Origin of the sequence: Achromobacter dolens (assembly GCF_902859745.1) — a bacterium.
In the GTDB taxonomy this organism is placed as follows: domain Bacteria; phylum Pseudomonadota; class Gammaproteobacteria; order Burkholderiales; family Burkholderiaceae_B; genus Achromobacter; species Achromobacter dolens.
Genome location: NZ_CADIJW010000017.1, coordinates 77,531 through 102,365, shown reverse-complemented (window position 1 = coordinate 102,365; position 24,835 = coordinate 77,531). Strand labels below are relative to the sequence as shown.

General features: G+C 69.5%; 25 protein-coding genes. 12 read left to right on the top strand and 13 right to left on the bottom strand.

The annotated features are described in order from the left end of the window. Positions 1 to 977: S66 peptidase family protein (locus HV783_RS14805; RefSeq protein WP_254603905.1), on the top strand; the 977-nt coding region annotated here is incomplete at its 5' end. A 16-nt stretch (positions 978 to 993) separates the two neighbouring features. Then, positions 994 to 2,142: a zinc-binding metallopeptidase family protein gene (locus HV783_RS14800; RefSeq protein ID WP_064528502.1), complete on the top strand. Its 1,149-nt coding sequence runs from the start codon at positions 994 to 996 to the stop codon at positions 2,140 to 2,142. A 31-nt stretch (positions 2,143 to 2,173) separates the two neighbouring features. Here the strand turns inward: HV783_RS14800 and HV783_RS14795 are convergent, their stop codons facing one another. The 12 genes from HV783_RS14795 to HV783_RS14740 all read right to left on the bottom strand — a co-directional run bounded on the left by HV783_RS14795 (position 2,174) and on the right by HV783_RS14740 (position 15,559). After that, positions 2,174 to 3,025, bottom strand: a complete 852-nt coding sequence (locus HV783_RS14795) for an SAM-dependent methyltransferase (RefSeq protein ID WP_175189385.1) — start codon at positions 3,023 to 3,025, stop codon at positions 2,174 to 2,176. Between the two features lie 40 nt (positions 3,026 to 3,065). After that, positions 3,066 to 4,373: an APC family permease gene (locus tag HV783_RS14790; protein ID WP_064528516.1), complete on the bottom strand. Its 1,308-nt coding sequence runs from the start codon at positions 4,371 to 4,373 to the stop codon at positions 3,066 to 3,068. A gap of 342 nt (positions 4,374 to 4,715) precedes the next feature. Then, positions 4,716 to 5,360, bottom strand: a complete 645-nt coding sequence (locus tag HV783_RS14785) for a helix-turn-helix domain-containing protein (RefSeq protein ID WP_054502515.1) — start codon at positions 5,358 to 5,360, stop codon at positions 4,716 to 4,718. A gap of 92 nt (positions 5,361 to 5,452) precedes the next feature. Beyond that, on the bottom strand, positions 5,453 to 6,907 hold the full coding sequence (locus tag HV783_RS14780) for an N-acyl-D-amino-acid deacylase family protein (RefSeq protein WP_054502514.1): 1,455 nt from the start codon (positions 6,905 to 6,907) through the stop codon (positions 5,453 to 5,455). A gap of 27 nt (positions 6,908 to 6,934) precedes the next feature. Further along, positions 6,935 to 7,924: an ABC transporter ATP-binding protein gene (locus tag HV783_RS14775; RefSeq protein WP_054502513.1), complete on the bottom strand. Its 990-nt coding sequence runs from the start codon at positions 7,922 to 7,924 to the stop codon at positions 6,935 to 6,937. Beyond that, positions 7,921 to 8,934: an ABC transporter ATP-binding protein gene (locus tag HV783_RS14770; RefSeq protein WP_254603904.1), complete on the bottom strand. Its 1,014-nt coding sequence runs from the start codon at positions 8,932 to 8,934 to the stop codon at positions 7,921 to 7,923. Before HV783_RS14770 ends, HV783_RS14775 begins: the two co-directional genes overlap by 4 nt. An 8-nt stretch (positions 8,935 to 8,942) precedes the next feature. After that, positions 8,943 to 9,818 (bottom strand): ABC transporter permease, encoded by an 876-nt coding sequence (locus HV783_RS14765; protein WP_054502511.1) that lies wholly within the window; start codon positions 9,816 to 9,818, stop codon positions 8,943 to 8,945. Positions 9,819 to 9,831: 13 nt separating this feature from the next. Further along, positions 9,832 to 10,767 carry an ABC transporter permease gene (locus HV783_RS14760; RefSeq protein WP_049073665.1) on the bottom strand — a complete coding sequence of 312 codons (936 nt, stop codon included), beginning with the start codon at positions 10,765 to 10,767 and terminating at the stop codon, positions 9,832 to 9,834. Between the two features lie 104 nt (positions 10,768 to 10,871). Beyond that, a complete protein-coding gene (locus tag HV783_RS14755) occupies positions 10,872 to 12,449 on the bottom strand; it encodes an ABC transporter substrate-binding protein (RefSeq protein WP_162876754.1) in 1,578 nt (525 codons plus the stop codon). Between the two features lie 49 nt (positions 12,450 to 12,498). After that, positions 12,499 to 13,944, bottom strand: coding sequence for a M81 family metallopeptidase (locus HV783_RS14750; RefSeq protein ID WP_175189384.1), 1,446 nt, complete (start codon positions 13,942 to 13,944; stop codon positions 12,499 to 12,501). Positions 13,945 to 13,994: 50 nt separating this feature from the next. After that, positions 13,995 to 14,402, bottom strand: a complete 408-nt coding sequence (locus tag HV783_RS14745; RefSeq protein WP_175189383.1) for a RidA family protein — start codon at positions 14,400 to 14,402, stop codon at positions 13,995 to 13,997. A gap of 11 nt (positions 14,403 to 14,413) precedes the next feature. Continuing rightward, positions 14,414 to 15,559: an NAD(P)/FAD-dependent oxidoreductase gene (locus HV783_RS14740; protein ID WP_175189382.1), complete on the bottom strand. Its 1,146-nt coding sequence runs from the start codon at positions 15,557 to 15,559 to the stop codon at positions 14,414 to 14,416. Between the two features lie 118 nt (positions 15,560 to 15,677). On the opposite strand from HV783_RS14740, the gene HV783_RS14735 reads away from it, so the two are divergent. Then, on the top strand, positions 15,678 to 16,025 hold the full coding sequence (locus tag HV783_RS14735; RefSeq protein WP_054502508.1) for a hypothetical protein: 348 nt from the start codon (positions 15,678 to 15,680) through the stop codon (positions 16,023 to 16,025). A 108-nt stretch (positions 16,026 to 16,133) separates the two neighbouring features. Here HV783_RS14735 and HV783_RS14730 read toward each other — a convergent pair whose 3' ends face one another. Then, complete coding sequence (locus HV783_RS14730) at positions 16,134 to 16,868, bottom strand: GntR family transcriptional regulator (protein ID WP_054502507.1); 735 nt, start codon at positions 16,866 to 16,868, stop codon at positions 16,134 to 16,136. A gap of 217 nt (positions 16,869 to 17,085) precedes the next feature. Between HV783_RS14730 and HV783_RS14725 the strand changes: the two genes are divergently transcribed. The 9 genes from HV783_RS14725 to hpaH all read left to right on the top strand — a co-directional run bounded on the left by HV783_RS14725 (position 17,086) and on the right by hpaH (position 24,754). Further along, positions 17,086 to 17,937, top strand: coding sequence for a fumarylacetoacetate hydrolase family protein (locus HV783_RS14725; RefSeq protein ID WP_175189381.1), 852 nt, complete (start codon positions 17,086 to 17,088; stop codon positions 17,935 to 17,937). A 16-nt stretch (positions 17,938 to 17,953) separates the two neighbouring features. Next, the gene (locus HV783_RS14720) at positions 17,954 to 18,952 is read left to right on the top strand and encodes an ornithine cyclodeaminase family protein (protein WP_175189380.1); all 999 of its coding nucleotides are present in this window, start codon (positions 17,954 to 17,956) and stop codon (positions 18,950 to 18,952) included. A 67-nt stretch (positions 18,953 to 19,019) separates the two neighbouring features. After that, positions 19,020 to 20,120 (top strand): cupin domain-containing protein, encoded by a 1,101-nt coding sequence (locus HV783_RS14715; protein WP_175189379.1) that lies wholly within the window; start codon positions 19,020 to 19,022, stop codon positions 20,118 to 20,120. A 28-nt stretch (positions 20,121 to 20,148) separates the two neighbouring features. After that, on the top strand, positions 20,149 to 20,640 hold the full coding sequence (locus HV783_RS14710; protein WP_054472096.1) for an aromatic-ring-hydroxylating dioxygenase subunit beta: 492 nt from the start codon (positions 20,149 to 20,151) through the stop codon (positions 20,638 to 20,640). 22 nt (positions 20,641 to 20,662) lie between these two features. Continuing rightward, a complete protein-coding gene (locus tag HV783_RS14705) occupies positions 20,663 to 21,931 on the top strand; it encodes an aromatic ring-hydroxylating dioxygenase subunit alpha (RefSeq protein ID WP_175189378.1) in 1,269 nt (422 codons plus the stop codon). A 2-nt stretch (positions 21,932 to 21,933) separates the two neighbouring features. Beyond that, positions 21,934 to 22,254 (top strand): non-heme iron oxygenase ferredoxin subunit, encoded by a 321-nt coding sequence (locus HV783_RS14700; protein WP_049073688.1) that lies wholly within the window; start codon positions 21,934 to 21,936, stop codon positions 22,252 to 22,254. After that, positions 22,251 to 23,417, top strand: a complete 1,167-nt coding sequence (locus HV783_RS14695; RefSeq protein ID WP_175189377.1) for an NAD(P)/FAD-dependent oxidoreductase — start codon at positions 22,251 to 22,253, stop codon at positions 23,415 to 23,417. The genes HV783_RS14700 and HV783_RS14695 overlap by 4 nt, the downstream gene beginning before the upstream one ends. A 79-nt stretch (positions 23,418 to 23,496) precedes the next feature. Then, entirely contained in the window at positions 23,497 to 23,904 is a 408-nt protein-coding gene (locus HV783_RS14690) for a nuclear transport factor 2 family protein (RefSeq protein ID WP_254603903.1), read from the top strand. Positions 23,905 to 23,953: 49 nt separating this feature from the next. Continuing rightward, positions 23,954 to 24,754: a 2-oxo-hept-4-ene-1,7-dioate hydratase gene (hpaH, locus tag HV783_RS14685; protein WP_116793495.1), complete on the top strand. Its 801-nt coding sequence runs from the start codon at positions 23,954 to 23,956 to the stop codon at positions 24,752 to 24,754. The last annotated feature ends 81 nt before the right edge of the window (positions 24,755 to 24,835 follow it).

The window sequence follows — 24,835 nt, the reverse complement described above, 5'->3', positions numbered from 1 at the left end:
CGGCGCCGCGGCGCGATGCGCCCGTGCCAGCCCTGCGGCCGGGGGGGCGCGTTGCCATCGTGGCGCCGGCCTCCGCCGCCGAGGGCGCGGCTTTCGAGGCGGCCGAATGGCTGCAGGCGCGCGGTTACGACCCGCGCATCATGCCGGCCGCCTTGACCCGCGGCGACGCGCCGTACGACTACCTGGCCGGTGACGACGACGCCCGGCTCAACGACCTGCACGCGGCCTTTGCCGATCCGGCCATTGACGCGGTGTGGTGCCTGCAGGGCGGGTTCGGCTCCTGGCGGCTGGCGGATCGGCTCGATATCGGCCTGCTGCGCCAGCACCCCAAGCCCTTCATCGGCTATAGCGACATCACTGCGCTGCACCTGGCGATCCAGCGTCACGCGGGCTTCGTGACGTTTCACGGGCCGATGCTGGCTCAGGACCTGGTGGCCGGTAAACAGGAGCCAACCGCCAGCCACGTGCTGGCGATGGTCGGCGGCCAGATCGGGCAGGGCGGCTGGATCGACGCGCCGCCGGAATCCAACCCGGTGGTGCTGGCGCCCGGCGTGGCCAGCGGCCGGCTGGTGGGCGGCAACCTGGCGCTGGTCGCGGCCATGATCGGCTCGCGCCACGAGATCGCGACACGGGACGCGATCCTGTTCATCGAGGATGTCAATGAGGCGCTGCCGCGCATCGACCGGTTGCTGTCGCAGTTGCGCGCGGCAGGCAAGTTCGATCGCATCAAGGGCGTGCTGGCCGGCAATTTCACCCGGCTGGGGCTGCCGGGGGGCGACGCGGTCGGCCAGAGCCTGTTGTTCCCGCTGCTGCTGGAGCAATTCCAGGCGCGCGGCATCCCGGTGCTGGCCGCCTGGCCCAGCGGCCATGGCGACCCCAACCTGACGCTGCCCCTCGGCGCGCTGGTGACGCTGGACACCCAGCGGCGCGGCCTGCGGCTGGAACAGGCGGTGGCGGTCCAGGCCGCGCCGCTGTAGCCCGGAGACCGGTCGCATGAATCCTTTCTTCGATGCCCTGAGCCGCCAGTTGAACGCGCCCGAGCGCCGGCGTCCGCGGCAGCGTCACGCCCGCGCCAAGGCATTCCAGTGTGTCTGCGGCCAGCGGGTGTTCTTCAACAACACCGAGTGCCTTAACTGCCACCGGCAACTGGGCTTCGATCCGCGCCACGGCCACATCGTCGCGCTGGACCCGGGCAAGACGGAAGGCGCCTGGATCGAGGCCGGGCGGGTGCGCGGCAGAATCTTCAAGCGCTGCGCCAATTTTTCGTCGCCGGCTGCCTGCAATTGGCTGCTGCCGGCCGCGCGCGCCGATCATCTCTGTATCGCCTGCGGCCTCAATCGCACCATTCCCGACCTGTCGGTGCCGGGCAACGGGACGCTGTGGCGCAAGGTCGAGAGCGCCAAGCGCCAGGTGATCGCCCAACTGCTGACGCTGGGACTGCCGATCCCGCGGGCGCGCACGCCGGGCGACGGCGGGCTGGCGTTCGACCTGCTGGCGCCGCCCGACGATGGCTCGCCGCTGCTCACGGGACACGGCCAGGGGCTGATCACGCTCAATATCCACGAGGCCGACGACGCGTACCGGGTCCAGGTGCGTGAGGCGATGCACGAGCCGTACCGCACGCTGGTGGGGCATTTCCGCCATGAGATCGGCCATTTCTACTGGGATCGGCTGGTGGCCGGCGGCCCCTGGCTGGCGCCATTCCGCCAGGTGTTCGGCGACGAGCGCGATGACTACGCGCAGGCATTGCGGCGCCATTACGACCAGGGCGCGCCGGCCGATTGGGCGCAGCGCTTCATCAGCGCCTACGCTTCGTCGCATCCTTGGGAAGACTGGGCCGAGACCTGGGCCCACTACCTGCACATGATGGACGCGCTGGACACCGCCTTCAGCTTCGGCATGGCGCGGCTGCCGCTGGACCAGGCCAGCGATCCCTTCACCCGGGCGTCGCTGTACGACCCGGACGATCCCGAAGGTCAGCGCTTTCTCGATCTGGTCAATGGCTGGGTGGCGCTGACCGGCGTGCTCAACGAGCTGTCGCGCAGCATGGGCCAGCGCGACTTCTATCCCTTTGTGCTGCCCGCCGCGGTGGTGGGCAAGCTGCAGTTCGTGCACCGGGTGATCCAGACCGCGCCGCGCTGACGCCGCGTCCGGCTCCCGCGGGGCGACCGCCCTAGATGCGACGGGCCGACCATTCGCCCTTGCCGGCGGCGCTGCCCTGCATGGTGGCGCCGTTGACTTCGCCGGTGTAGCGTATGCCGTCGGCGGTGAACGAGATGGTGCGGCCATCCATGCGCGCGTCCGAGATCTCGCTGGATCCGAGCTTGCCCGACAGCATCTGGTACCGCTGTTCCAGTTGCAGCGTGCGGCCGCCCACCTGCCAGCGGCCGTCGACCCTGGCCGGCACCACCCACAGCAGCGCGTTGCAGTAGGTCTGGCAGGCCTCGGTGACGGTTTCGGAGGCATCCGGCTCCCAGTCGCCCATGCGGAAGGTGTTGGACACGATGCGGGTGCCCGGCGGCAGCTCCAGCAGCTTGGGCCGCAGCTTCTCGTTGATGGTCGACAACAGGAACATGGTGATGACGTCGGCCTGCGACAGGTCGGTTTCGAACAGGTCGGCGACCTCGAAGGTGGCGCGGCGGGACACGCCCGCCTTGGCGGCATTGCTGCGCGACAGCGCCACCAGGTCGGGGTTGTACTCGATGCCCTTGGCGGTCAGGCCGCGCTGGGCGGCGGTGATGACGGTGCGGCCGTCGCCGGATCCCAGGTCCATCAGGCGGTCCTGCGGCGTGACCTGGGCCATGTCGAGCATCTTGTCCACCAGCGTCTGCGGAGTCGGCACCCAGATGACGTCCTTGCCATCCTGGCCGACATCGGGCACGTAGTCTTCGGTCGCGGCAGCCCGCGGGCTGGCGGCATCGGCGCGGGCCTCGGCCAGCACCGCAAGGGACAGGGCCAGCGCCAGCGCCGATGCCATGAGGGGCCAGCGGTGGGCGGGCGAATGGGACGAATGGGCACGTTGCATGATGAAGACTCCTAGGGCAAAGAAAAGCGGGAGGGGCGGCTCATTGCGGACCACGCCTGTCCAGGTCGCGCGCTTCGTGCGGGCGCAGCAGTCGCAGCATCGGCACGCCCAGCACCAGCACGCCCAGGCCGATCAGGGCCCCGGCGCCAGCGTAGGCGGCGCTGGAATAGACCAGGCCGGCGCAGGTCAGCGCCAGCAGGGCAGGGGTCAGCGGATACAGGGGCACGCGAAACGGCCGGGCGCGCGCGGGGTCACGCTGCCGCAGGCGCCATACCGATGCGGCCACCAGCAACATGAACAGCCAGAACACCGGCGCGGTGTAGGCCACCATGGTCTGCACCGCGTTGTGGCTGAAGGCGCCCACCGCCAGCAGGGCCAGCGTGATGACGCCTTGCGCCAACAGCGCGCTGACCGGCGTTTCATTGCGTTCGCTCCAGCCGGCCAGCGCGCGCAGCCGCGGCACGTCGCGGCCCAGCGCGTAATAGACGCGAGCGCCGGTGATGATGGTGCCGTTGATGGTGCTGAGCGCGGTGGCGCAGATCACCAGGCTCAGCAGGGCGGCGGCATACGGACCGGCGGCCAGTTGCATCACCGCCGCGCCCAGCGCCGGCGTGTCGCGCAGCCCTTGCAGGCCGAACAGTTCCAGCAGGGCGAGGTTGGTCAAGAGATAGGCGCCGGTCACCACCACGGTGCCGATCAGCAGCACGCGCGCCATGTTGCGGCCGGGATTGCGCAGCTCGCCGCTGAGATAGGCGGCCTCGTTCCAGCCGCCGTAGGTCAGCAGCACGAATACCATGCCCATGCCCATCAGCCCGGCGGCGTTACCGGCCAGCGGCGCCGGCGCGGGGGCGGCGGGCGAGGCGGTGAACAGGGCGGCGCCCAGCACCGCCGTCAGCGCGACCAGCGTCAGGATCGTGAACAGCCATTGCAGGCGCTTGGAATGGCGCGTGCCGGCCACGTTCAGCGCGGTCAGTCCGATCACCGACAGCGCCGCGTGCACGGTGGCCCCATGCGTGCCGAGTGGCAGTAGTTGTTGCGCGTAGTCGCCATAGATGAAGGCCACCACGGCGATCGCGCCGGTCTGGATCACGGTGCAGCGCGCCCAGGCGAACAGCAGGCCGACCCGCGGCCCCCAGGCGCGCGACAGATACAGGTATTCCCCGCCCGCGCCGGGATAGGCCGCTCCCAGTTCGGCATAGCAGAGCGCGCCCACCAGCATCACCAGTCCGCCCGCGGCCCAGTAGGCCAGGTACATCGCCTCGGACGTGGCGTGCTGCGCGACCAGCGGCGGAAAGCCGAAGATGCCGATGCCGATCACCACACCCACCAGCACCACGGTTGCATCCATCACCGACAAACCGGGCGGGCCGAGCGCGTGCGCGCCCGCGCCGCTCCCCGCGCCGGCTGCGCTGGGGCTGGGGCGCAAGGAACGGGGCAAAGGCGGCATCGAATTCTCCCGGGGATCGCCAGCGCACGAGCGTGCGGCGTGTCAGGCGCTAAGTCTGACAATTAGCTGAATAAAGAGTGACCCCGGGCGGGGAAGGAAAGTTTCTACGGGATTTCCCGTAGCCGATGCCGGCCTCGGCCAGGCGCGGGGGAGCGCCCGCCGGGAGGCGGGCCAGCGAAAGGGACTACTTCTTGGGAGACTACTTCTTGGGGGGCTGCTTCTTGGGGGTCTGCTCCTCGAGGGCTAGTTTTTGGGCGACACCGGCTTCAGGCGGGACGGCACTTCATCCAGGTCGCTGCAGACCGCCAGCACTTCTGCGGGCTTCTTGCTCAGCGACAGGTAGACGTGGCCGATGCCGCTGTCGAAATAGGCGGACTCCAACCGGTTCAGCACCACGCTGTCGCCGTTCTCGAACTGGATGCGGACCTTGCCTGACAAAACCAGCGCGAATTCCTGCCCGGGGTGGCGGATGTAGTCCTCGAACTCGACTACCTTGCGCGAATCGATCAGCGCCAGCATCGGCATCATCTTCTTGCCCGGGTATTCGCCCATCAGCAGCCGGTAGTGGTAGTTGTCGGTGGCGTAGTCGCGGGCGTCGCTGAGCTTGTTCTTGACGTAGGTGGGGGCCACCTCGGCCTGGGGCGCGTCGCCCAGCATGAACATGCGCGTCATGTCGATGTCCAGCGCGCGCGCCAGCGCGGCGAATTTCTCGTAGCTCAGGGCGATCTGGCCCAGCTCGGCCTTGGACAGCGTCGATACCGCGATGCCGCTGGCTTGCGACAGGGCCTGCAGCGTCATTTTCCGGGCTTTGCGCTCGGCGCGCAGGCGGGCGCCCATTACTTCCTTGCCCACGATGTCGGGTGGGGCCGTCTTGCGGGTAGGGGCCATGTAGCGGTCCGGGCGTCTAGGGAGTTGGCGAAGGAGGGGCGGGGCCCGCAAGCCCCGCCGCGCGTACGCCGGATTGTATAAGGCGGCGAGGCTCAGGCGGGCGTGCGCGCCAGCACGCGGCCGGCATGCCGGCCTGTGAAGGCCTGCTCGCGCCAGACGGGCGCGCCGTTGACATACACCGAATGGATGCCGGCGGCGCGTTCGGTCGGCCGCTCGAAGGTGGCGGTATCGGCCACGGTGGCGGGATCGAACACCACCAGGTCGGCGAAGTAGCCCGGCCGCAGTTGCCCGCGTTCGGCCAGGCCGAAGCGCTGGGCCGTCAGGCCGGTCATCTTCCAGACCGCCGTCTCCAGTGGGAACAGGCCCAGGTCGCGGGCGTAGTGGCCCAGCACCCGCGGAAAGGTGCCCCACAGCCGCGGGTGGGGGCGCTCGTCGTGCGGCAGGCCGTCCGAGCCGATCATGGTGGGGCCGAACGCCAGAATGCGCTGCACGTCGGGTTCGTCCATCATGAAGTAGATGGCGCCGGCCGGCTGCAGCTCGGGCACCACGTCGTACTTGGACTTGCCACGCTCGGCCGCGACCTCGTCCAGGTCGCGCCCGCTCAGATCGGGAAAGGGCTTGCACCAGGTGATGATGGTGCGGCCGGCCAGCAGCACGCGGTCCTGCTTGAGCATGGTCGAGCCGGCCACGTAGGGATAGGCATCCAGCGACACGTCCTGGCGCGCCATCGCGGCCTCGATCAGCGGCAGCGTCTCGCGCGAGCGGCCGAAATTGGGCTGGCCCATGACCTTGTGGTGCGAGATCACCACCGGCACGTCCAGCTCGCGGCCGATGCGGAAGGTTTCCTCCAGCGCCGCCACGATGTGTTCGCCTTCGTCGCGCATGTGGGTGGCGTAGATGCCGCCATGCGTGCTCAGCGGGCGGCAGACCTCGATGATCTCCTCGGTGGTGGCGCGGGCCGCGGGCGGGTAGAAGGCGCCGGTGGAAATGCCGATGGCGCCGCTGGCCATGGCTTCCTCGGCCAGCGCGCGCATGGCGTCGATCTCGGCGTCGGTGGCCGCGCGTTGCAGGTCGGGCATGACGGCGGCGCGCAACGTCGAGTGGCCCACCATGCAGGCGGCGTTGACCGCCGCGGGCGTGGCGCGCAAGGCGTCAAGATAGTCGGCGAAACGCGCGAAATGGTACGAGCCGCCTTCGTCCAGCAGGTCGAGCGGCGCCGGCGGGTTGGCGTGCGCCAGCGGCGCCAGGCTGATGCCGCAGTTGCCCGTGACCACCGTGGTGACGCCCTGGGATATCTTGGGGGTCATGTCGCGGCGCTTGAGCAGGTAGTTGTCGTCGTGGGTGTGCGAGTCGATGAATCCCGGCGCCAGCACCTGGCCGGCGACGTCGATCCGGTGGCGCGCCGGGGCGTCGGACAGGTCGCCGATGGCGGCGATGCGGTCGCCCCGCACGCCGAGGTCGGCGCGCCGTCCTGGCGTGTTGGCGCCGTCGATGACGGTGCCGCCGACAAACAGGTAGTCGAAAGGCTGCGATTCGGATGAAGTCATGGGATCTCCGGTGAATGTCGAGGCGGCTCAGGCGAAATGGCAAGCGACCAACTGGCCGGCGCCGACCGGGCGCGCCACGGGCGTTTCCTGGGCGCAGCGGGCCTGCGCCTGCGGACAGCGGGTGCGGAAGGCGCAACCGGACGGCGGCGCCAGCGGACTGGGAATCTCGCCCTTGAGCACCGCGACGGGCGCGCGTTCGCCGCGACGGGCCGAGGGCACCGCGGCCAGCAGGGCGCGGGTGTAGGGGTGGGCCGGGTGGTTGAAGACCGCGTCGCGGGTGCCGGTCTCGACGATCCTGCCCAGGTACATCACCGCCACCTGGTGGCTGATGTGGCGCACCACGCTCAGGTCGTGCGAGATGAACACATAGGTCAGGCCCAGGTCGCGCTGCAAATCCATAAGCAGGTTGATGACCTGCGCCTGCACCGACACGTCCAGCGCCGAGACCGGTTCGTCGCAGACGATCAGGCCTGGTTCCGGCGCCAGGGCGCGGGCGATGACGATGCGCTGGCGCTGGCCGCCGGAGAACTCGTGCGGGTAGCGGTCGGCGGCGTCCGGGCGCAGACTGACGCGGGCCAGCAACTGCGCCACCCGTTCGCGGATGGCCTCGCGGCCGTAGCCGAAGTTGCGCAGCGGCTCGCCGATGATGTCGCGCACCCGCATGCGCGGGTTCATCGACGAAAACGGGTCCTGGAAGATGAACTGCATGCGCCGCCGCATGGCGCGCAACTGGCCGCTGTTCATCGCGGCCAGGTCGGCGCCTTCGAGCAGGATGCGGCCCGCGGTGGGATCGGTCAGGCGGATCAGGCACTTGCCGGTGGTCGACTTGCCGCAGCCGGACTCGCCCACCAGGCTCAGGGTCTGGCCGCGCGCCACCGACAGCGACACGCCGTCCACGGCGCGCAGCACCTTGCCGCCCTCCAGCGGGAAGTGCTTCTTCAGGTCGGTCACTTGCAGCATGGGGGCGGCGGACGCCGTGGCGACGGCGGCGGGAAAGGGGGCGTCGTGCAGGTTCATCGCGGGTCTTGCTCCATCGTGGCGGCCGGCGCGGGCTGGCGCGCCCAGCACCAGACGCGGTGGCGGTCGCCGGCGGCGACCTCGGGCGGCGTCTCGTCGGCACAGCGCGGCAGGGCCTGGGGACAGCGCGCGGCAAAGGCGCAGCCGCGCGATTCGGGCGTCACCACCGGCACGATGCCGGGCAGCTCGGCCAGGCGGGCGCTGTGGTCCTGGCCGTCGACGAAGTCGGGCAGCGAACGGATCAGCGCCTGGGTATAGGGATGGGCGGCGCGGTCCAGCACGTCGTCGACGCTGCCTTCCTCGACCTTGCGGCCGGCGTACATGACGATGACCCGCTGGCACATCTGCGCCACCACGCCCAGGTCGTGGGTGATCAGCACGATGGCCGTGCCCAGCCGCGCCTGGATGTCGCGCAGCAGGTGCAGGATCTGCGCCTGGATGGTCACGTCCAGCGCGGTGGTCGGCTCGTCGGCGATCAGCACCTTGGGCTGGCAGGCCAGCGCCATGGCGATCATGGCGCGCTGGCGCATGCCGCCGGATAGCTGGTAGGGGTATTCGTGCACGCGCCGCGCCGGATCGGAGATCTGCACCAGCTCCAGCAGCGCCTCGGCCTGCTTCATGGCCTCGCGCCGCGACAGGCCCTGGTGCAGCATCAGCGGCTCGCTGATCTGGCGGCCGATCGTGAAGACCGGATTGAGCGAGGTCATCGGCTCCTGGAAGATCATCGACAACTGGTTGCCGCGCACGGCCCGCATGGCCTTCTCGGGCAGGGCCAGCAGGTCGCGGCCGTCGAATTCGACGCTGCCGCGCGCCACGCGCCCGGGCGTGCGCAGCAGCCGCATGATGGACAGCGACGTGACGCTCTTGCCGCAGCCGGATTCGCCCACCAGGCCGAGGGTCTCGCCCGGCATCAGGTCGAACGACAGGCCGTCCACGGCCAGCACCGTGGTCTCGTCGCCGTCGAAACAGGTGGTCAGGTCATTCACTTGCAGGACAGGTTGGGATGGCATGCGCGCTCCTACAGCTTTTTCGCCAGGCGCGGATCGAGCATGTCGCGCAGCCCGTCGCCTACCAGATTGACGGCCAGCACGGCCACGCCCAGGAACAGGCCCGGATACAGGATGATGTGGAACGCCACCGCGACAAAGTTGCGGCCCTCGGCCATGATGTTGCCCCAGCTCGGGATCTGCGGCGGGATGCCCACGCCCAGGAAGCTCAGCACCGCCTCGGTCAGGATGGCCGAGGCCGCGATGAAGGTGGCCTGCACCATCAGCGGCGCGAACAGGTTGGGCAGGATGTGGCGCAGCAGGATGGCCGGCACGCGCGTGCCGGCGGCCACCGCCGCCTCGATATAGGGCTGCTCGCGGATGGTCAGCACCAGGGCCCGCACCAGCCGCACCACGCGCGGCACCTCGGGCACCACGATGGCCACGATCACGGTGCCCAGGCCGCCCTTGAGCGTGGCCATCAGCGCGATCGCCAGCAGCACGCCCGGAATCGCCATCAGGCCGTCCATGATGCGCATGATCACGGCGTCCAGGCGGCGGAAGTAGCCGGCCAGCATGCCCAGCAGGACGCCGCCCGCGGTCGACACCAGCGCGACCACGACGCCAACCAGCAGCGATACGCGCGCGCCCCACAAGGTGCGGGCATAGACATCGCGGCCCAGCGCGTCGGTGCCGAAGAAGTGTTCGGCCGACGGCGGCTTCATGCGCGCCATCGGGTTGATGTCCAGCGGATCGACCGCGGTCAGCCAGGGCGCGGCCAGCGCGATCAGCGCGAGCGCCAGCAGGATGGCGCAGCCGACGTACAGCATCGGGTGGCGGCGCAGCGAGCGGCCGGCGCGGCGCCAGCGCGGGCGCGCCGCGGCCAGGGGCAGGGTGGTGGTGGTCATGGATCGCCCCTTTTCAATAGCGGATGCGCGGGTCGAACAGGCGGTAGCTCAGGTCGACCAGCAGGTTGATCAGCACGTAGATGCCCGAGGCGACCAGCAGCACGCCCTGGATCACGGGGTAGTCGTGGCGCAGCACGGCGTCGATGGTCAGGCGGCCCAGGCCGGGAATGGCGAACACGGTTTCCGTGACCACCACGCCGCCGATCAGCAGCGCCACGCCGACGCCGATGGTGGTGACGATGGGGTTGGCGGCGTTCTTGAGCGCGTGCCAGACGATCGGGCCGGCCGCCAGGCCCTTGGCGCGCGCGGTGCGGATGTAGTCTTCCGACAGCGCCTCCAGCATGGTGGCGCGGGTCATGCGGGTCAGCAGGGCCATGTACACCAGCCCCAGTGACAGACAGGGCAGCACCAGGTGCCGCAGATATGGCGCCAGGCCGTCGGCCAGCGGCTTGTAGCCTTGCACCGGCAGCCAGCCCAGCTTGATGGAAAAGCCGTACACGAGGCTGTAGCCGATCAGGAACACCGGCACCGAGAAGGCACAGACCGCGCCGATCATCACCAGCCGGTCCAGCAAGCGCCCGGCATTCCAGGCCGCCAGCACGCCCAGCGGCACGGCGACCAGCACCGCGAACAGCATGGTGAAGATGGCGATCGACAGGGTCGGCCCCATGCGCTGGCCGATCAGTTGCGCCACCGGCATCTGGGTGGCGATCGAGGTGCCCAGGTCGCCGGTGGCCAGATGCCCGACCCAGATGCCGAACTGCGTCAGCAGCGGCTTGTCCAGGCCCAGGTTCTGGCGAATCTTCTCGACGTCCTCGGTGGTGGCGTTGTCGCCCGCGATCACCGCCGCCGGGTCGCCCGGCGACAGGTGGATCAACATGAACACCACGACCGCCACCACGGCCATGACGGGAATGACGGCCGCGATGCGGCGCAGGATGTATTTCACGCTGGGTTCCCCCGGCCTGGCGCGGCGCGCACGGGGCGCTGGGCGGCGGCCTGATTGTGCAGGGGCGGGGCGCGCGTGGCGATCACGCGCGGCCCCGCGCCGCGTTATGGTTTTTCCACGTTCCACATCACGGGGATGCCGGTCTTCATCAGCTCCGTGTGCGACAGCCCGCGGATCGCCGACACCGGCTTGAATTCGCCCCACATGACGTACGGCACCGACTCGTAGGCGCGGGCCTGCAACTGCGCCGCGATGTCCTTGCGCCTGGCGGCGTCGGGTTCCTGGATCCACTGCGTGCGCAGCGCGTCCAGCTCCTTGTCGCAGGGCCAGCCCGGCAGGCTGTTGCCGCAGGCGGCCGACAGCCACGGGTTGGTCAGCGGCGTGCTGGCGTCGTAGTACCCGCCCCAGGTCACGAACAGGCTCCAGCCGCCTTGCTCGGGCGGATCCTTCTTCAGGCGGCGCGCCGCCAGCGAGGCCCAGTCCATGGATTGCAGGTCGACCTTGAGGCCGGCCTTCTTCATGTTCTGCGTCAGCACCATGACAGCGGGCGCGCTGATGTGGTCGGTGGGGTAGAGCACCACGATCTTCTCGCCCTTGTAGCCGGCCTCCTGCAGCAGTTGCTTGGCGCGCGCCAGGTCGGGCTTGGCGTAGGGCGCCGCGCCGGCGTCGGTGGCCAGCGGCGAGCCGCAGATGTACAGCGTGGCACAGTAGTCGACGCGGTACTTCTCCGGATAGCCGATGGCCGCCAGCATTTCCTTCTGGCTGAACAGGTAGTACAGCGCCTGGCGCGCCTGCGGCTTGTCGAACGGCGGATGCAGCGCGTTGACGATGGCCATGCCCTGGGTGGCGACCGAGGTGTTCAGCTTGATGTCCGGGTTGCTTTCCAGCACCGGCAGGAAGTCGGGCGTGGTCTGCTCGATCATGTCGACCTCGCCGTTCATCAGCGCGGCCGTGGCGGTATTGCCGTCGGGAATGTAGATCCATTCGACCCGGTCGACCTTGGCGACCTTGCCGCCGGCCAGGCCGTCGGCCGGTTCGTTGCGCGGCACGTAGGCCGGGTTCTTGACGTACACCACCTTGTTGCCCGGCACCCACTCATCGCGCTTGAACAGGAACGGGCCGGAGCCGACCATTTCCGTGACGGGGGTGTTGGCGTCGGTCTGCGCCAGGCGCTTGGGCATGATGAACGGCGGCATGCCCGACGGCTTGGCGAGCGCGTCCAGCACCAGGCCGAATGGCTGCTTGAGCGTCAGCGAGAAGCTGTCGGGACCGGTGGCGGCCAGTTCGGCGCCGGCGGCCATCAGCGCCTGGCCCATCGTGTCCTTCTTGGCCCAGCGCTGCAGCGAGGCGATGCAGTCCTCGGCGGTCACCGGGGTGCCGTCGTTGAACTTCAAACCCGGGCGCAACTTGAAGGTCCAGGCCTTGCCGTCGGGCGAGGCGGTCCAGCTTTCCACCATCTGCGGCTTGGGCAGGCCCTGGCTGTCCTGCGCGAACAGCGTGTCGAACACCATGTAGCCGTGGTTGCGGGTGATATAGGCGGTGTTGAACAGCGGGTCCAGCGTCTTCAGGTCCGCGTGCGGCACCATCCGCAGCGTCTTGGCCTGGGCCTGGGCCGGCTGGCCCGCGGCCAGCCCGCAGGCCAGCAAGGCGGCGGCGCCCAGCAGGCTGAATCGTTTCATCATGGTCATCCCCTTGTTTTGTCCGGTTGCCTGCGTGGGCAATGGTTGGATATCAGCCCTTGAAGGGCCATTTCGGCAACTTGCGCTTGGTGAACGGCAGCGCGTTGTAGTCCTGCGTGATGGCGCCGGGCGTCTCGACGTAGATGACGTGGCGGCCAAGCTTCGAGTACGAGGCGTAGAAGTGCTGCGACGACTTCGGGATGACCAGCTTCATCGCGCCCAGATCGACGCCGAACTGCGTGAACAGGTCGGTGTCCATGGCCTGGGTGCGATTGGTGGTCATGACGATGGTCACGCCCTGGCTGCGCACCACGGCCACGTCGCCCAGCAGCGCGGGCGTGCCGGCCAGCCCTGTCATGATGGCGTCGCGCTTGAGCGCGACGATCTCACAGGCCAGGTCCAGCGGCTGGCCCGACACCGGCGCCACCTTGCCGCCGATGCGCAGCTTGATCTGCGCGCCCTGGCCGGCCTCGAAACAGAGCTGCACGGCCACCGGGTCCCAGAACGGCCCGGTCGCCACGTCCTGGATGCCGCGCGCCAGCACGCGTTCCAGGATGAAGGTGGCGTCGCTGGGCGCGCCGCCGCCGGCGTTGTCGGCCGAGTCGGCCAGCACCACGGGGAAATCGGCCAGCGTCAGCGCCTGGTCCAGCGCCTCTTCGGCGCCGGGGTAGGGCGGCGCCAACTGGTCGCGGAAAGCGATGATCTCCTCGCCCAGCGCGCGCGCCAGGCGTTCGGCCTGGCCGGCGTCGCCATCGGTGTAGACCAGCACCTTGGAGCCCATGTCGGGCGTATCGCCCCACGGAAAGCCGTGCGCGATCGACACCGACAGCACGCCTTCCTTGCCTTCCATCGCCAGCAGGCGGTCGACGAAACCGCGCATCGGCTCGCGGCTGGTGTGCATGATGGAGATCATTTCGCAGTCGAAGACCGCGCGCGTCGGCTTGATGCGGCCCTCGGCGCGCGCCACGCACAGGTCGACCAGGTCGTAGGCGCGGTCCAGGATGTCGGTGTGCGGGTACTCCTTGAAGCACACCAGGAAATCGGCGCTGTTCACCATGGCGTCGGTCAGGTGGCAGTGCGGATCCAGCTCGGCGCCGATCACCGTGTCCGGGCCGACGATCTCGCGCGCCCGCCGCAGCAGGTCGCCTTCGCAATCATCATAGCCATCGGCCACCATCGCGCCGTGCAGGCCGAACAGCGCGATGTCGACCTTGCCGGCGCGGCGCAGGTCATCCAGCAGTTCGTCGCGCAGGGTCTCGTAGGCGTGGCGGGTGGTCAGGCCGGCCGGCGTCGCGCCCGCCGTCATGCCCTCGATCAGCGTCCAGTCCTTGCCCTGGGCGCGCTGGCGCGCGGCCCACAGGGGGCCGGAGAACATCTGCATGCGGTCCGGGTGCTGGCCGGCCGGGTAGTAGCCGCGCGACCGATAGGCCGACAGGCCGGTCGGAATGGGGGAGAAGGTATTGGTCTCGGTCGCCAGGGACCCGGAAAAAATCTTCATGCGATCGCTCCGTGCTTTAGGGTTGTCCGTTCTTGCCGCCGTGTCGAACTTCAGTCCTGCCCGCTTTCGTCCTGCCCGCTTGGGTCATCTCCGATATATGCCTGCACTTCGATTTCCACGTCGACGTTCAGCGCCAGCGCCGACGCCACCGTCGAGCGCACCGGCAGCGCCGCGCCGAAGAATTCCTTGTATACCTCGTTGAAACCGGCGAAATGGCTCATGTCCGACAGCCACACGGTGGCCTTGACCACCTGGTCCAGCCGCGCGCCGCCGGCCGCCAGGCTTTCGACGATGCGCTCGCAGGCCGCGCGGGTCTGGGTCTGGATGTCGCCGCGCACCACCTCGCCGGCGGCGCTCATCGGCACCTGCCCCGACAGGAAAAGGAAGCCGCCGGCCTTCACGGCCCGTGAGAAGGGGAAGGGCAGGCTGCTGGGCAGGCGCTGGATGGCTTGGCTCATGGAACGGGCTCCTATCGGGAAGGGGAGAAACGGGCCGGCGACAGGCGCGCGGGGTCGACCCCCTGCGCGGTCAGGCTGTCGTTCAACGGCAGGTCGAGCAGCAGGTCGGCGGCCAGGCGCGAGACGCCGGCGGCGGACTGGATGCCGTAGCCGCCCTGGGCCGCCAGCCAGAAGAAGGCGGGCGTGGCCGGATCCCATCCGATCACGAAATCGCCGTCGGCCACGAACGAGCGCAGGCCGGCCCAGGTGTGGCGCGGGCGGCGGATGGTCAGCGAGGTGGCCGCTTCGATGCGGTAGATGCCGGTAGCCACGTCCAGTTCCTCGGGCACCACGTCGTGCGCCGGCACCGGATCGGCATTGGCGGGCGAGCCCAGCAACTGGCCGGCGTCGGGCTTGAAATAGAAGCTCTCGTCGACCCCGACCACGGCCGGCCAGTGCGCGAAGTCGACGTCGTCCGGCCCGGTGAAAGTAAAGGCGGTGCGGCGGCAGGGCTGCAGGCCCACCGGCCGCACGCCGCACAGCGCGGCGGCCTGATCGGCCCAGGCGCCCGCCGCGTTCACCAACACCCGCGCCCGCAGCGGCTCGCCGCCGGCCAGCGTCAGGGTCCAGGCGCCGTCCTCGTACGTGGCGGCAACCAGCTCGGCGTTGTTGTGCAGCACCGCGCCCTGGCGCGTCATGCCGCGCAGGAAGCCCTGGTGCAAGGCATGCACGTCGATATCGCGGGCGTCCGGCTCCTCGATGGCGCCGCACAACTGGTCAGGCCGCAGGCAGGGCACGCGCGCCAGCGCCTGTTCGGCGCAGATCAGCGTGACGTTGGGCGACTGGCTGCGGAATTCGTCGTAGACCTCGCGCAGCAGGTCCTGCTGGTCGGGCGCGGCGATGTACAGCACGCCGCGCGGGCTCAGCAGGGGATGCTCGCAGAATCCCTGCGGCGGATGTTCGTAGAAGTCGCGGCTGGCGCGGGTCAGCGCCTTGATCTGCGCGGTGCCGTAGGTCTCCATGAACATGGCGGCCGAACGGCCGGTGGAGTGGTAGCCGGGCTGTGCCTCGCGCTCCAGCACCACCACGGAGGCGGCCGCGCTCAGGCGGTAGGCCACGGAAGCGCCGGCGATGCCGGCGCCGATGACGGCGTAATCGTAAGTAGGGTCTGCGGCCATTTTGTCGGAAGCGAGAATTCTCTTATTTGATAATTCTCGAATACGATAGTTGTTTGCATATCGCGCAGTAATAGGGGTTGTCCCGTAGCGCGCCGCGAGGCCGCGTAAAATCGCGGCCATGCTTCCCACTCAAGTCATCGTTGCGCTGCTCGTACTGCAGCTTGCCCTGGTCGTTCCGCTGGCCGCCGTCGTGATCCAGTTGCTGCGCTTGTTCCACTGGCGATTCCGGGCCGATCCGCGGACCCGCGGCGAACGCCCGCATTTCACCGGCCCGGTGCTGGCGCTGCTGTTCAGCGCGCTGGCCGCCAGCGACTTCATCGGCTATGAGCCGTTCCCGACGCTGTCGCGCCTGAATCCGGTGCCGCTGGAGGCGCGCGCCTATTTCACGGTGGCGATGCTGGCGCTGGCGGTGTGGTGCTGGGCCTATGCCGGCGCCATCCGCGAGCGCGTGCGCCGGCTGTTCTGAACGCAGCCTGGCCTGGCGGCCCCATCGCACCGACGTTCCCCGCCGCCGGGCTGCCCTGCGCCATGTAGACGGGTCGGGGCCGCGCGCATGCCGCGAGGCCGCAGGGCGCTAAGCCGCCGCGCTATCGGCCGGTTGCGCCACGCCCGCCACGCCCCCCCGCAGGGATTCCAGCAGCACGCGCTTGTTCTCGCGGCTGCGGTAGGCGTGCTCGCGCATCAGGTTCTCGGCGCGCGCGGCCTCGCGCCGCGTGATCGCCCGCAGCAGGTCCTCGTGATCCGATTGCGCCCGTAACACGAAGGGCGTCTCCAACTGCGACGGCGTAGACGGCAGCGTCAGCGCGGCCGGGCCGGCCAGCGGCGTCTTGTTGTTGTGTTCCAGCGCCGACAGCAGGGCGCGGTTGCCGGCCGCTTCGCACAGGATCTCGTGGAAGCGGCGGTTGATCTGCCCCCAGGCGCGCGCGTCCACCGTGGCTTTGGGGTCGCGCCGCGCCGGCGCCAGCAGGGCGCGGCCTTCCTCCACCGCCTGCGACAACTGCTCCAGCACCTCGGCGCTGGCGCCGCGCTCGGCCAACAGCCGCGCCGCCATGCCTTCCAGCACCCCCCGCACTTCGACCGCGTCGCCGATCTCGTCGACGGTGAAGGCCCGCACGCGAAAGCCGCGCGAAGGCAGGCGTTCCAGCAGGCCTTCCTTTTCCAGCTCGGTCAGCGCGATGCGCAGCGGCGTGCGCGACACGCCCAGGCGCGCCGAGAACTGCAGTTCCACCACGCGTTCGCCGGGTTGCAGGGCGCCGGAAAGCACCATGTCCCGGAGTTCGGAAATCACTTTGTCGATCTGAGCGGCCATAGCGGATCGTCGGCTGAAACGTATCTGAAGGGGCCTCCAGTGTACCTACAAAATTGCATGCAATCGCGCATCAAAAAAACAATCCGACCTTGCGATTTATCAAAATTGCATGCAATAATTCGGAAAAACAGCGGTCGAGGCACTTAAAAGCCACCGAATGCATGCAATGCGTCACTCAATTGCATGCCAGGGAGATCGCCCACGGACAGGAGACAAGATGAAGCTGATCAGCTTCGAGCATGCGGGCCAGCCGGCCTGGGGCGTGCTGCGCGACGCCGAGGTCGTGCCGTTGACGCGGTACTGGCCCGATCTGGCCACTGCGCTGGCGGCGGGCATCGAGGCCATCGCGCAAGCGGCGGCCGGCCAGGACGGCCCCGGCATTGCGCTGGCCGGCCTGCAATGGCTGCCGCCGGTGCCAGCGCCGCGCAAGATCCTCTGCGTCGGCCTGAACTACGGCCGCCATGTGGCCGAGGCCGGCCGCGAGCTGCCGCGCCATCCCTCGCTGTTCGCCCGCTATCCCGACAGCTTCGTCGGCCACGGCGCGCCGGTCTGGAAGCCGCGCGCCTCCGACCGCTTCGACTACGAGGGCGAACTGGCGGTGGTGATCGGCCGGGCAGGGCGCCACATCGCGCCGGGCGACGCCCTGGCCCACGTGGCCGGCTACACCTGCATGGCCGAAAACTCGGTGCGCGACTTCCAGAAGCACAACGCCCAGGTCACGCCCGGCAAGAACTTCGAGCGCAGCGGCGCGATCGGCCCCTGGCTGGTCACCGCCGACGAGATCGGCGACCCGGCGGGCCTGCGCATCCAGACGCGCCTGAACGGCGAGACCGTGCAGCAGGGCGAACTGGCCGACCTGATCTTCCCGATTCCCGAACTGATCGCCTACATCAGCGCCTTCACGCCGCTGGCGCCCGGCGACGTGATCGCCACCGGCACGCCGGAAGGCGTCGGTTCCAGCCGCCAGCCACCGCGCTTCCTGGCGGCCGGCGACACGCTGGAGATCGAGGTGCCGGGCGTCGGCACGCTGCGCAACACGGTGGCGGACGAACCCGTCCACCCCCACTGACACGAAGGACACAGGCATGACCGAGGCATTGCGGTATCTCACCGAAAAAGACGTGGTCGCGGCGCTGACCATCCCGCGCGCCATCGACGCGCTGCAGCGCATGCTGGTGGCGCAGGCGAAGGAGGGCGCGCGCAACGTGCCCAAGGCGCTGGCCACCTGGGGCGACGGCAGCTCGATGCATGCATTGGGCTCGGTGCGGCCCGGCCCCGGCGGCTATGCCGGTTTCAAGACCTGGGTCCACACCAAGGCGGGCGGCGGGTCGCTGTTCAGCCTGTTCGACGCCGACACCGGCCTGCTGCGGGCGGTGATCGAGGCGCGCGCGCTGGGCATGCTGCGCACCGCCGCCATCAGCGGCGTGGCGACCCGCGCCCTCGCGCCCGAGGGCGCGACGCAGGCCGCCCTGATCGGCACCGGACCGCAGGCAGTGACGCAACTGGCCGCATTGGCCGCGGTGCGCAAGCTGCGGCGCGTGCGGGTCTACAGCCCGACGCAGGCAAAGCGCCGCGCCTTCGTCGATGCCGTGTCCGGCAAGTACGCCTTCACGATCGAGGAATCGCCCACGCTGGAACACGCGCTGGACAGCGCCGAGATCGTGACGCTGATCACCCGCGCCGTCGAGCCCTTCGTCGACGCGGCCCGGCTGGCCGACTGCCGCCACCTGAACGCCGTGGGCGCGATCCTGCCGGCCAAGGCCGAATTCAGCCAGGACGTGTTCGAGCGCGCCGACCGCGTGGTGGTGGACGACCTGGAAAACGCCCGGCGCGGCTCGCGCGAACTGCGCGAACGCTATGGCGCGGACGGCGCGCCGTGGGACGGCGTGGCGGTGCTGGGCGACCTGCTGGCGCGCGGCGAGACCCGCGCGCCGGATGCGCGGCTGACGCTGTTCAAGGGCATGGGCATGGGCCTGTCGGACCTGGCGATGGCGCAGGTGGCGTACGAGCACGCCCGCGATCACGGGCTGGGCGTCGCCCTGCCGCCGCAGACCCGCGAGAACCTGCTGCTGGCGCAGCCCTGATTTCGATTACCCCCTTCAAAGCACCATGACGCCGGCGCGCACCGCCCGCCGGCAACAGGAGATAGACATGTTCATCGACGTCAGCGGGGCCGCGCCCCGCGAGCAGAACAAATGGCCATCGATCGTGATCCCCAAGGAGGAGATCGACCTGGAGATCGCCCGCCTGATCGACGCGCCGCGCCCCGCCAACGGCCGCCGCGCCTCGCTCATCGCCCATCCGCTGGCGACCGCGCCAGGTCTGGGCCTGGCCCCTGGCACGGACGTCACCATCAACGTCGTCAACCCCGGCGAACGCACCTTCAACCTGCGCAAGAACTCCAACATGCTGGAGATCTGTATCAGCGGCGAAGGCGTGGCCACGGTGGCCGGCCGCGAAATCGCGGTGAGCCGCTGGGACGTGTGGAACACGCCTGCGATGCAGGTGCATTCGTACCGCAATGACGGCCAGACGCCCTGGGTGCGGCTGTCGTACTCCAACGCGCCGCTGCTGGAAAAGCTCGAGATCCACTACGTCGAGGAATTCGAGGGCGACGTGCCGCCGGCCGACGCCAACACCCGCCCGGCGCCCGCCCGCTCGCCCGAGTCGGTGCGCGCGCGTGACCTGGCGCTGCGCGAACAGATCACGCCGGAAGGCGCCTGGCTGATGGGCTACGAGTGGCTGATCGACATCGACGTGCTCGAATCGAAGGCGCTGCACTGGCCCTGGGCGGCGGTCTCGCGCCACCTGCCCAGTGTCGAGGACATGGCGCGCGGCTATAACGGCCGGCGCCTGTTCGTGCTGTACAACCCGGCCACCGAACGCCGCATCGGCACCACCCACAGCTTCTTCGCCACGATTTCATCGTCGCCGCCGGACAACCACCACGTGCCGCACCGCCACAGCTCGTCGGCCATCAACTACTACCTGCGCGGCAACGGCTACAGCAAGGTCAACGGCGTGCGGCTGGACTGGAAGGCCGGCGACCTGATCCTGTCGGCGCCCGGCTGGGCCATGCATTCGCACCACTCGGGCACCGCGACCACCTCGGCCCTGACGGTGCAGGACCATCCCTTGCAGATCGCCATGGAATCGCTGATCTGGCAGGAGCGCATGCAGGAACCGATCCTGGCGCTCGGCAGCCAGGGCGGTTTCGAAAGCAACCTGGCGCAACTGGCCGCCGCGTCCTGAGCGCGCCGCTCGCATTCCGGAAATTCCCATGACCCAGATCCAATTGCCCGACGACACCTCGCTGCGCGCCCGCCTGCGCGATTTCTACGACGACTACGCCTACTGCCTGGACGAAGACCGGCTGGAGGAATGGCCCGACTTCTTCACCGAGGACTGCCACTACCGCGTGCTGTCGCGCGAGAACCACGACGCCGGCCTGCCGCTCGGCCTGATCTATTGCATGAACAAGAACATGCTGCGCGACCGCGTCACCGCGCTGCGCGAAACCACCATGTTCGAACCGCGCTCGCTGCGCCACTTCATCAGCGGCGTGCGCGTCATCCAGGCGCAGGGCGAGCGCATCGTGGCCCAGGCCAACTTCGCCGTGATGGAGTCGCTGTCCGACCGCGAGCCCACGCTGAACATGGTGGGCCGCTACCTGGACGAGCTGCGCCTGACGCCGCAAGGCCCGCTGCTGGCCCGCCGCGACTGCGTCTACGACAACTACCGCGTGCGCACCTCGCTCATCGTTCCCCTCTGATCCCGCTGCCAGGAAACCCGCCATGACCTGTTCCGATTCCGCCGTGCTGGAAACTCCCGCCGCGGCCCCCATCCACATCGAGCGCCGCTGGCCCAAGGAGGGCTACACGCGCATTCCCAACTGGGTCTACACCGACCCCGCCATCTTCCAGAAGGAAATGGACGTCTTCTTCGGCGGCCGCACCTGGAACTACGTCGGCCTGGAGTGCGAAGTGCCCGAGACTGGCTGCTACAAGCGCAACTGGATCGGCAACCGCCCGGTCATCATGGTGCGCACCGAAAGCGGCGAGATCAACGTGCTGGAGAACCGCTGCGCCCACCGCGGCGCCCAGATCTGCTGGCAGAACACCGGCAAGGTGACCGACTTCACCTGCCCATACCACCAGTGGAACTACGACCTGGACGGCAACCTGCAGGGCGTCCCGTTCCGCCGCGGCGCCATGGGCAAGGGCGGCATGCCGCGCGACTTCGACCCCAGGCAGAACGGCATCCGCAAGCTGCGCAGTGTCAACCGCGGCGGCTCGATCTGGGCGACGTTCGCCGACGATGCGCCTAGTTTCGAGGACTACTGCGGCCCCGAGGTGCTGGCCGAGATCGACCACATGCTGCCGGGCAAGAAGCTCAAGCTGCTGGGCTACAGCCGCCAGCTCATCCCCAGCAACTGGAAGATGTACCTGGAGAACCTGAAGGACCCGTACCACGCCACCTTGCTGCACACCTTCTACATCACCTTCGGCCTGTGGCGCGCGGATTCCAAGTCCGAGTGCATTCCCACCGGCGGCGGCGCCCACAGCGTGATGGTGTCGCACAACGAGGGCAAGAAGAAGACCGAGGCCACCAGCGAGATGAGCCGCTTCCGCGACGACCTGGAGCTGCTCGACCTGGAAACCGTCACCCCGCGCGCGGAATTCAACCGCGGCCGGGTCGGCGGCGCTTGGGTCTTTCCCGCCGCGCAATTTGGCATCCAGGCCAATTCGCTCAAGACGCGCCACGTGATCCCGCGCAGCCCGACCGAGCATGAACTCGTCTTCACCTACTACGGCTACGAGGACGATGACGAGGAAATGACCCGCCTGCGCCTGAAGCACGCCAACCTGCTGGGCCCGGCCGGCTTCGTCTCGATGGACGACAGCGAGATGCTGAACCAGGTGCAGATCGGCGTCACCGGCTACCCCGAGGCGCGCGGCATCGTCGAGATGGGCGGCCGCGACACCGAGCCGGCCGACTACATGGTGACCGAAGTGCTGATCCGCTCGTTCTACGACTACTACCGCAACGCGATGGGGCTGTGACCATGACGACCTGGACCCCGGTCGCCCAGGTGGGCGACATCTCTCCCGACACTGGCACGCTGCGCGTCGCGCTGGATGGCGAGGCCGTGTGCCTGTACGACCTGCAGGGCGATATCTGCGCCACCCAGGACCGCTGTCCGCACGGCAACGCCAGCCTGGCCGACGGCTATATGGAAGACGGCACCATCGAATGCCCCTTGCACCAGGGCGTGTTCGACATCCGTAGCGGCAAGCCCCAATGCCCGCCCGTCACCACCGACCTGCGCCGCTACGCGGTGCGGGTCGAGGCCGGCACCATCTATTTGAGCGCGGAGGCCCCGTGAAAGCGGGCGCCATCGTCATCGTCGGCGCGGGGCAGGCGGGCGGCTGGGCGGCGGCCACGCTGCGCGGCCGCGGCTACGCCGGCCGCATCGTGCTGCTGGGCGATGAACCGCACGCGCCCTACGAGCGGCCCCCCTTGAGCAAGGCGGTGCTGGGCGGCCAGGCGGCGCCTGAAAGCACCGAGCTGTTTTCCCTGGAACGGCTGGCCGAACTGGATATCACCTTCCGGCCCGGCGTCGCGGCAACGCGGTTGTGGCCCGAGCGCCATCAGGTCGAGACGTCCGACGGCGCCACGCTCAGCTACGACAAACTGATCCTGTGCACCGGTGGCCGTCCCATCGTGCCGGCCTTGCCCGGCGCCGACGCCGCGGCCGTGCATGTGCTGCGCACCCGCGACGATGCCCTGCGCCTGCGGGCCCGCCTGGGCCCCGGCCGCCGCATTGTCATTGCCGGCGGCGGCTGGATCGGCCTGGAAGTGGCCGCCACCGCTCGCCAGGCGGGCTGCGCCACCACGGTGCTGGAGCAGGCGCCGCGCCTGTGCGCCCGCAGCGTGCCGCCCGGCGTCTCGGCCCACCTGGCGGCGCTGCATGCCGGGCAGGGGGTGGCGCTGCGCTTGAACGCCAGCCTGCGCGCGGTGCATGCGCGACCCGAAGGCGGCGGCGTCGTCGAGCTGGCGGACGGCAGCCGACTGGAAGCGGACGCCGTGGTGCTGGGCGTGGGCATGCAGGCCAACGACGCCCTGGCGCGCGAGGCCGGCATCGCATGCGAGCGCGGCGTGCTGGTCGATGAATACTGCCGCACGTCGGCGCCCGATGTGCTGGCCGCCGGCGACGTGGCGGTGGCCGCGCCCGCCGGCGGCGGCCCCTTCCGCCTCGAATCCTGGCAGAACGCCCAGGACCAGGGCGCGGCGGCGGCGCTGTCGGCGCTGGATGCCGGCCAGCCTTACCAGCCCAGCGGCGCGGTCTGGTCGGAACAGTACGACGCCATGGTGCAGATCGCCGGCTTTCCGGCGCGCGCCGCCCGCGAAGTGCTGCGGCCCCAGGCGGACGCGCGGGCGCTGCTGTCGGTGGCGCTGGACGATGGCGGCCGCGTCATCGGCGCCGTGGCGGTGAACGCGGCGCGCGAACTGCGCCAGTTGCGCCAGTGGATCGCGCAAGGCACCTAGGTGGACCCCGCGCAACTGGCGCGCGCCGACGCGCCGTTGTCCAGCGCCCGGATCGACTGACACCCTGATGGAGAACCGAATGCAGACCGAATACGCCAAGGCCGCCTGCGAGGCGGTCGTCCTGACCTTTTTCCACGCGCTGGACACCCGACGCCACGAGGCCGCCGCCGCGCTGATGGCGCCAGATGGCACCTGGCTGCGCCAGGGCCAACTGCTGACCGGGCCGCGCGAGGTGCTGGCGGCCCTGGAGGCGCGCGCGCCGCAGCGCACCACCTGCCACGTCATCACCAACCTGCGCCTGCTCGAACACAGCGGGTCGCAGGCCAGGGTCGGCTATTTCCTCACCGCCTACGACAGCGATCCGCAAGTGCAGGGCGGGGCGCCGCGCCTGGTTGCCATCCGCGACTGCCAGGACCGGCTGGTTGCCAGCGGCCAGGACTGGCTGCTGGCGGAAAAGCGCAGCCGGCGCCACCTGCCGCCCGAATGACATTCCCCAAACCCTGCCGGAAAATCCCATGACACCCCAAGGAACCTCCATGGACGCCGCGACCATCAAGGCGCTGGCCCAGCGACTGGACCAGGCCGAACGCAGCCGTACCCAGGTGCGCCAGCTCTCGCTCGAACATCCCGACATCACCATCGCCGACGCCTACGCCATCCAGCGCGAATGGGTGGCGGCCAAGATCGCCGGCGGCCGCCGGCTGGTCGGCCACAAGATCGGTCTGACCTCGCGCGCCATGCAACTGTCCTCGCAGATCGACGAGCCCGACTACGGCGCCTTGCTGGACGACATGCTGTTCGACGACGGCGCCGAGATCCCCCACGACCGCTTCATCGTGCCCCGGGTCGAGGTCGAGCTGGCCTTCATCCTGGAGCGGCGGCTCAAGGGGCCGGGCGTGACGCTGTTCGACGTGCTGGACGCGGTGCGCTACGTGATTCCCGCGCTTGAAATCATCGACGCGCGTTCGCACCAGATCGACCCCGACAGCAAGCGGCCGCGCAAGGTCTTCGACACCATCGCCGACAACGCCGCCAACGCCGGCGTGGTGATGGGCGGCCGGCCGGTGCGGGTCGGCGAGGTGGACCTGCGCTGGGTCGGCGCCATGATGTCGCGCAACGCCGTGATCGAGGAAACCGGCCTGGCGGCGGGCGTGCTCAACCATCCCGCCAACGGCGTGGTGTGGCTGGCCAACAAGCTGGCCACCCATGACGTGGCGCTCGAAGCCGGCCAGATCATTTTGAGCGGCTCATTCACGCGGCCCGTGTTTGCCCAGCGGGGCGACACCTTTCACGTGGACTACGGCCGGCTCGGCGCGGTCAGTTGCCGCTTCGCCTGACCACCGGAGGCCTGTCACCGACCGATCCGAGATTTGCCCCGCGCGCCCGCCACACCAAAACCAATGGGCGCGCGGTCCCGA

Excerpts from the sequence above, each read along its gene's own strand:
- HV783_RS14775 (WP_054502513.1), bottom strand. The coding sequence starts at position 7,924 with ATGAACCTGCACGACGCCCCCTTTCCCGCCGCCGTCGCCACGGCGTCC.
- HV783_RS14715 (WP_175189379.1), top strand. The coding sequence starts at position 19,020 with ATGTTCATCGACGTCAGCGGGGCCGCGCCCCGCGAGCAGAACAAATGG.
- HV783_RS14700 (WP_049073688.1), top strand. The coding sequence starts at position 21,934 with ATGACGACCTGGACCCCGGTCGCCCAGGTGGGCGACATCTCTCCCGAC.
- HV783_RS14755 (WP_162876754.1), bottom strand. The coding sequence starts at position 12,449 with ATGATGAAACGATTCAGCCTGCTGGGCGCCGCCGCCTTGCTGGCCTGC.
- HV783_RS14735 (WP_054502508.1), top strand. The coding sequence starts at position 15,678 with ATGCTTCCCACTCAAGTCATCGTTGCGCTGCTCGTACTGCAGCTTGCC.
- HV783_RS14720 (WP_175189380.1), top strand. The coding sequence starts at position 17,954 with ATGACCGAGGCATTGCGGTATCTCACCGAAAAAGACGTGGTCGCGGCG.
- HV783_RS14795 (WP_175189385.1), bottom strand. The coding sequence starts at position 3,025 with ATGCAACGTGCCCATTCGTCCCATTCGCCCGCCCACCGCTGGCCCCTC.
- HV783_RS14710 (WP_054472096.1), top strand. The coding sequence starts at position 20,149 with ATGACCCAGATCCAATTGCCCGACGACACCTCGCTGCGCGCCCGCCTG.
- HV783_RS14750 (WP_175189384.1), bottom strand. The coding sequence starts at position 13,944 with ATGAAGATTTTTTCCGGGTCCCTGGCGACCGAGACCAATACCTTCTCC.
- HV783_RS14785 (WP_054502515.1), bottom strand. The coding sequence starts at position 5,360 with ATGGCCCCTACCCGCAAGACGGCCCCACCCGACATCGTGGGCAAGGAA.
- HV783_RS14765 (WP_054502511.1), bottom strand. The coding sequence starts at position 9,818 with ATGACCACCACCACCCTGCCCCTGGCCGCGGCGCGCCCGCGCTGGCGC.
- HV783_RS14790 (WP_064528516.1), bottom strand. The coding sequence starts at position 4,373 with ATGGATGCAACCGTGGTGCTGGTGGGTGTGGTGATCGGCATCGGCATC.
- hpaH (WP_116793495.1), top strand. The coding sequence starts at position 23,954 with ATGGACGCCGCGACCATCAAGGCGCTGGCCCAGCGACTGGACCAGGCC.
- HV783_RS14780 (WP_054502514.1), bottom strand. The coding sequence starts at position 6,907 with ATGACTTCATCCGAATCGCAGCCTTTCGACTACCTGTTTGTCGGCGGC.
- HV783_RS14800 (WP_064528502.1), top strand. The coding sequence starts at position 994 with ATGAATCCTTTCTTCGATGCCCTGAGCCGCCAGTTGAACGCGCCCGAG.
- HV783_RS14725 (WP_175189381.1), top strand. The coding sequence starts at position 17,086 with ATGAAGCTGATCAGCTTCGAGCATGCGGGCCAGCCGGCCTGGGGCGTG.
- HV783_RS14770 (WP_254603904.1), bottom strand. The coding sequence starts at position 8,934 with ATGCCATCCCAACCTGTCCTGCAAGTGAATGACCTGACCACCTGTTTC.
- HV783_RS14690 (WP_254603903.1), top strand. The coding sequence starts at position 23,497 with ATGCAGACCGAATACGCCAAGGCCGCCTGCGAGGCGGTCGTCCTGACC.
- HV783_RS14745 (WP_175189383.1), bottom strand. The coding sequence starts at position 14,402 with ATGAGCCAAGCCATCCAGCGCCTGCCCAGCAGCCTGCCCTTCCCCTTC.
- HV783_RS14740 (WP_175189382.1), bottom strand. The coding sequence starts at position 15,559 with ATGGCCGCAGACCCTACTTACGATTACGCCGTCATCGGCGCCGGCATC.
- HV783_RS14705 (WP_175189378.1), top strand. The coding sequence starts at position 20,663 with ATGACCTGTTCCGATTCCGCCGTGCTGGAAACTCCCGCCGCGGCCCCC.
- HV783_RS14730 (WP_054502507.1), bottom strand. The coding sequence starts at position 16,868 with ATGGCCGCTCAGATCGACAAAGTGATTTCCGAACTCCGGGACATGGTG.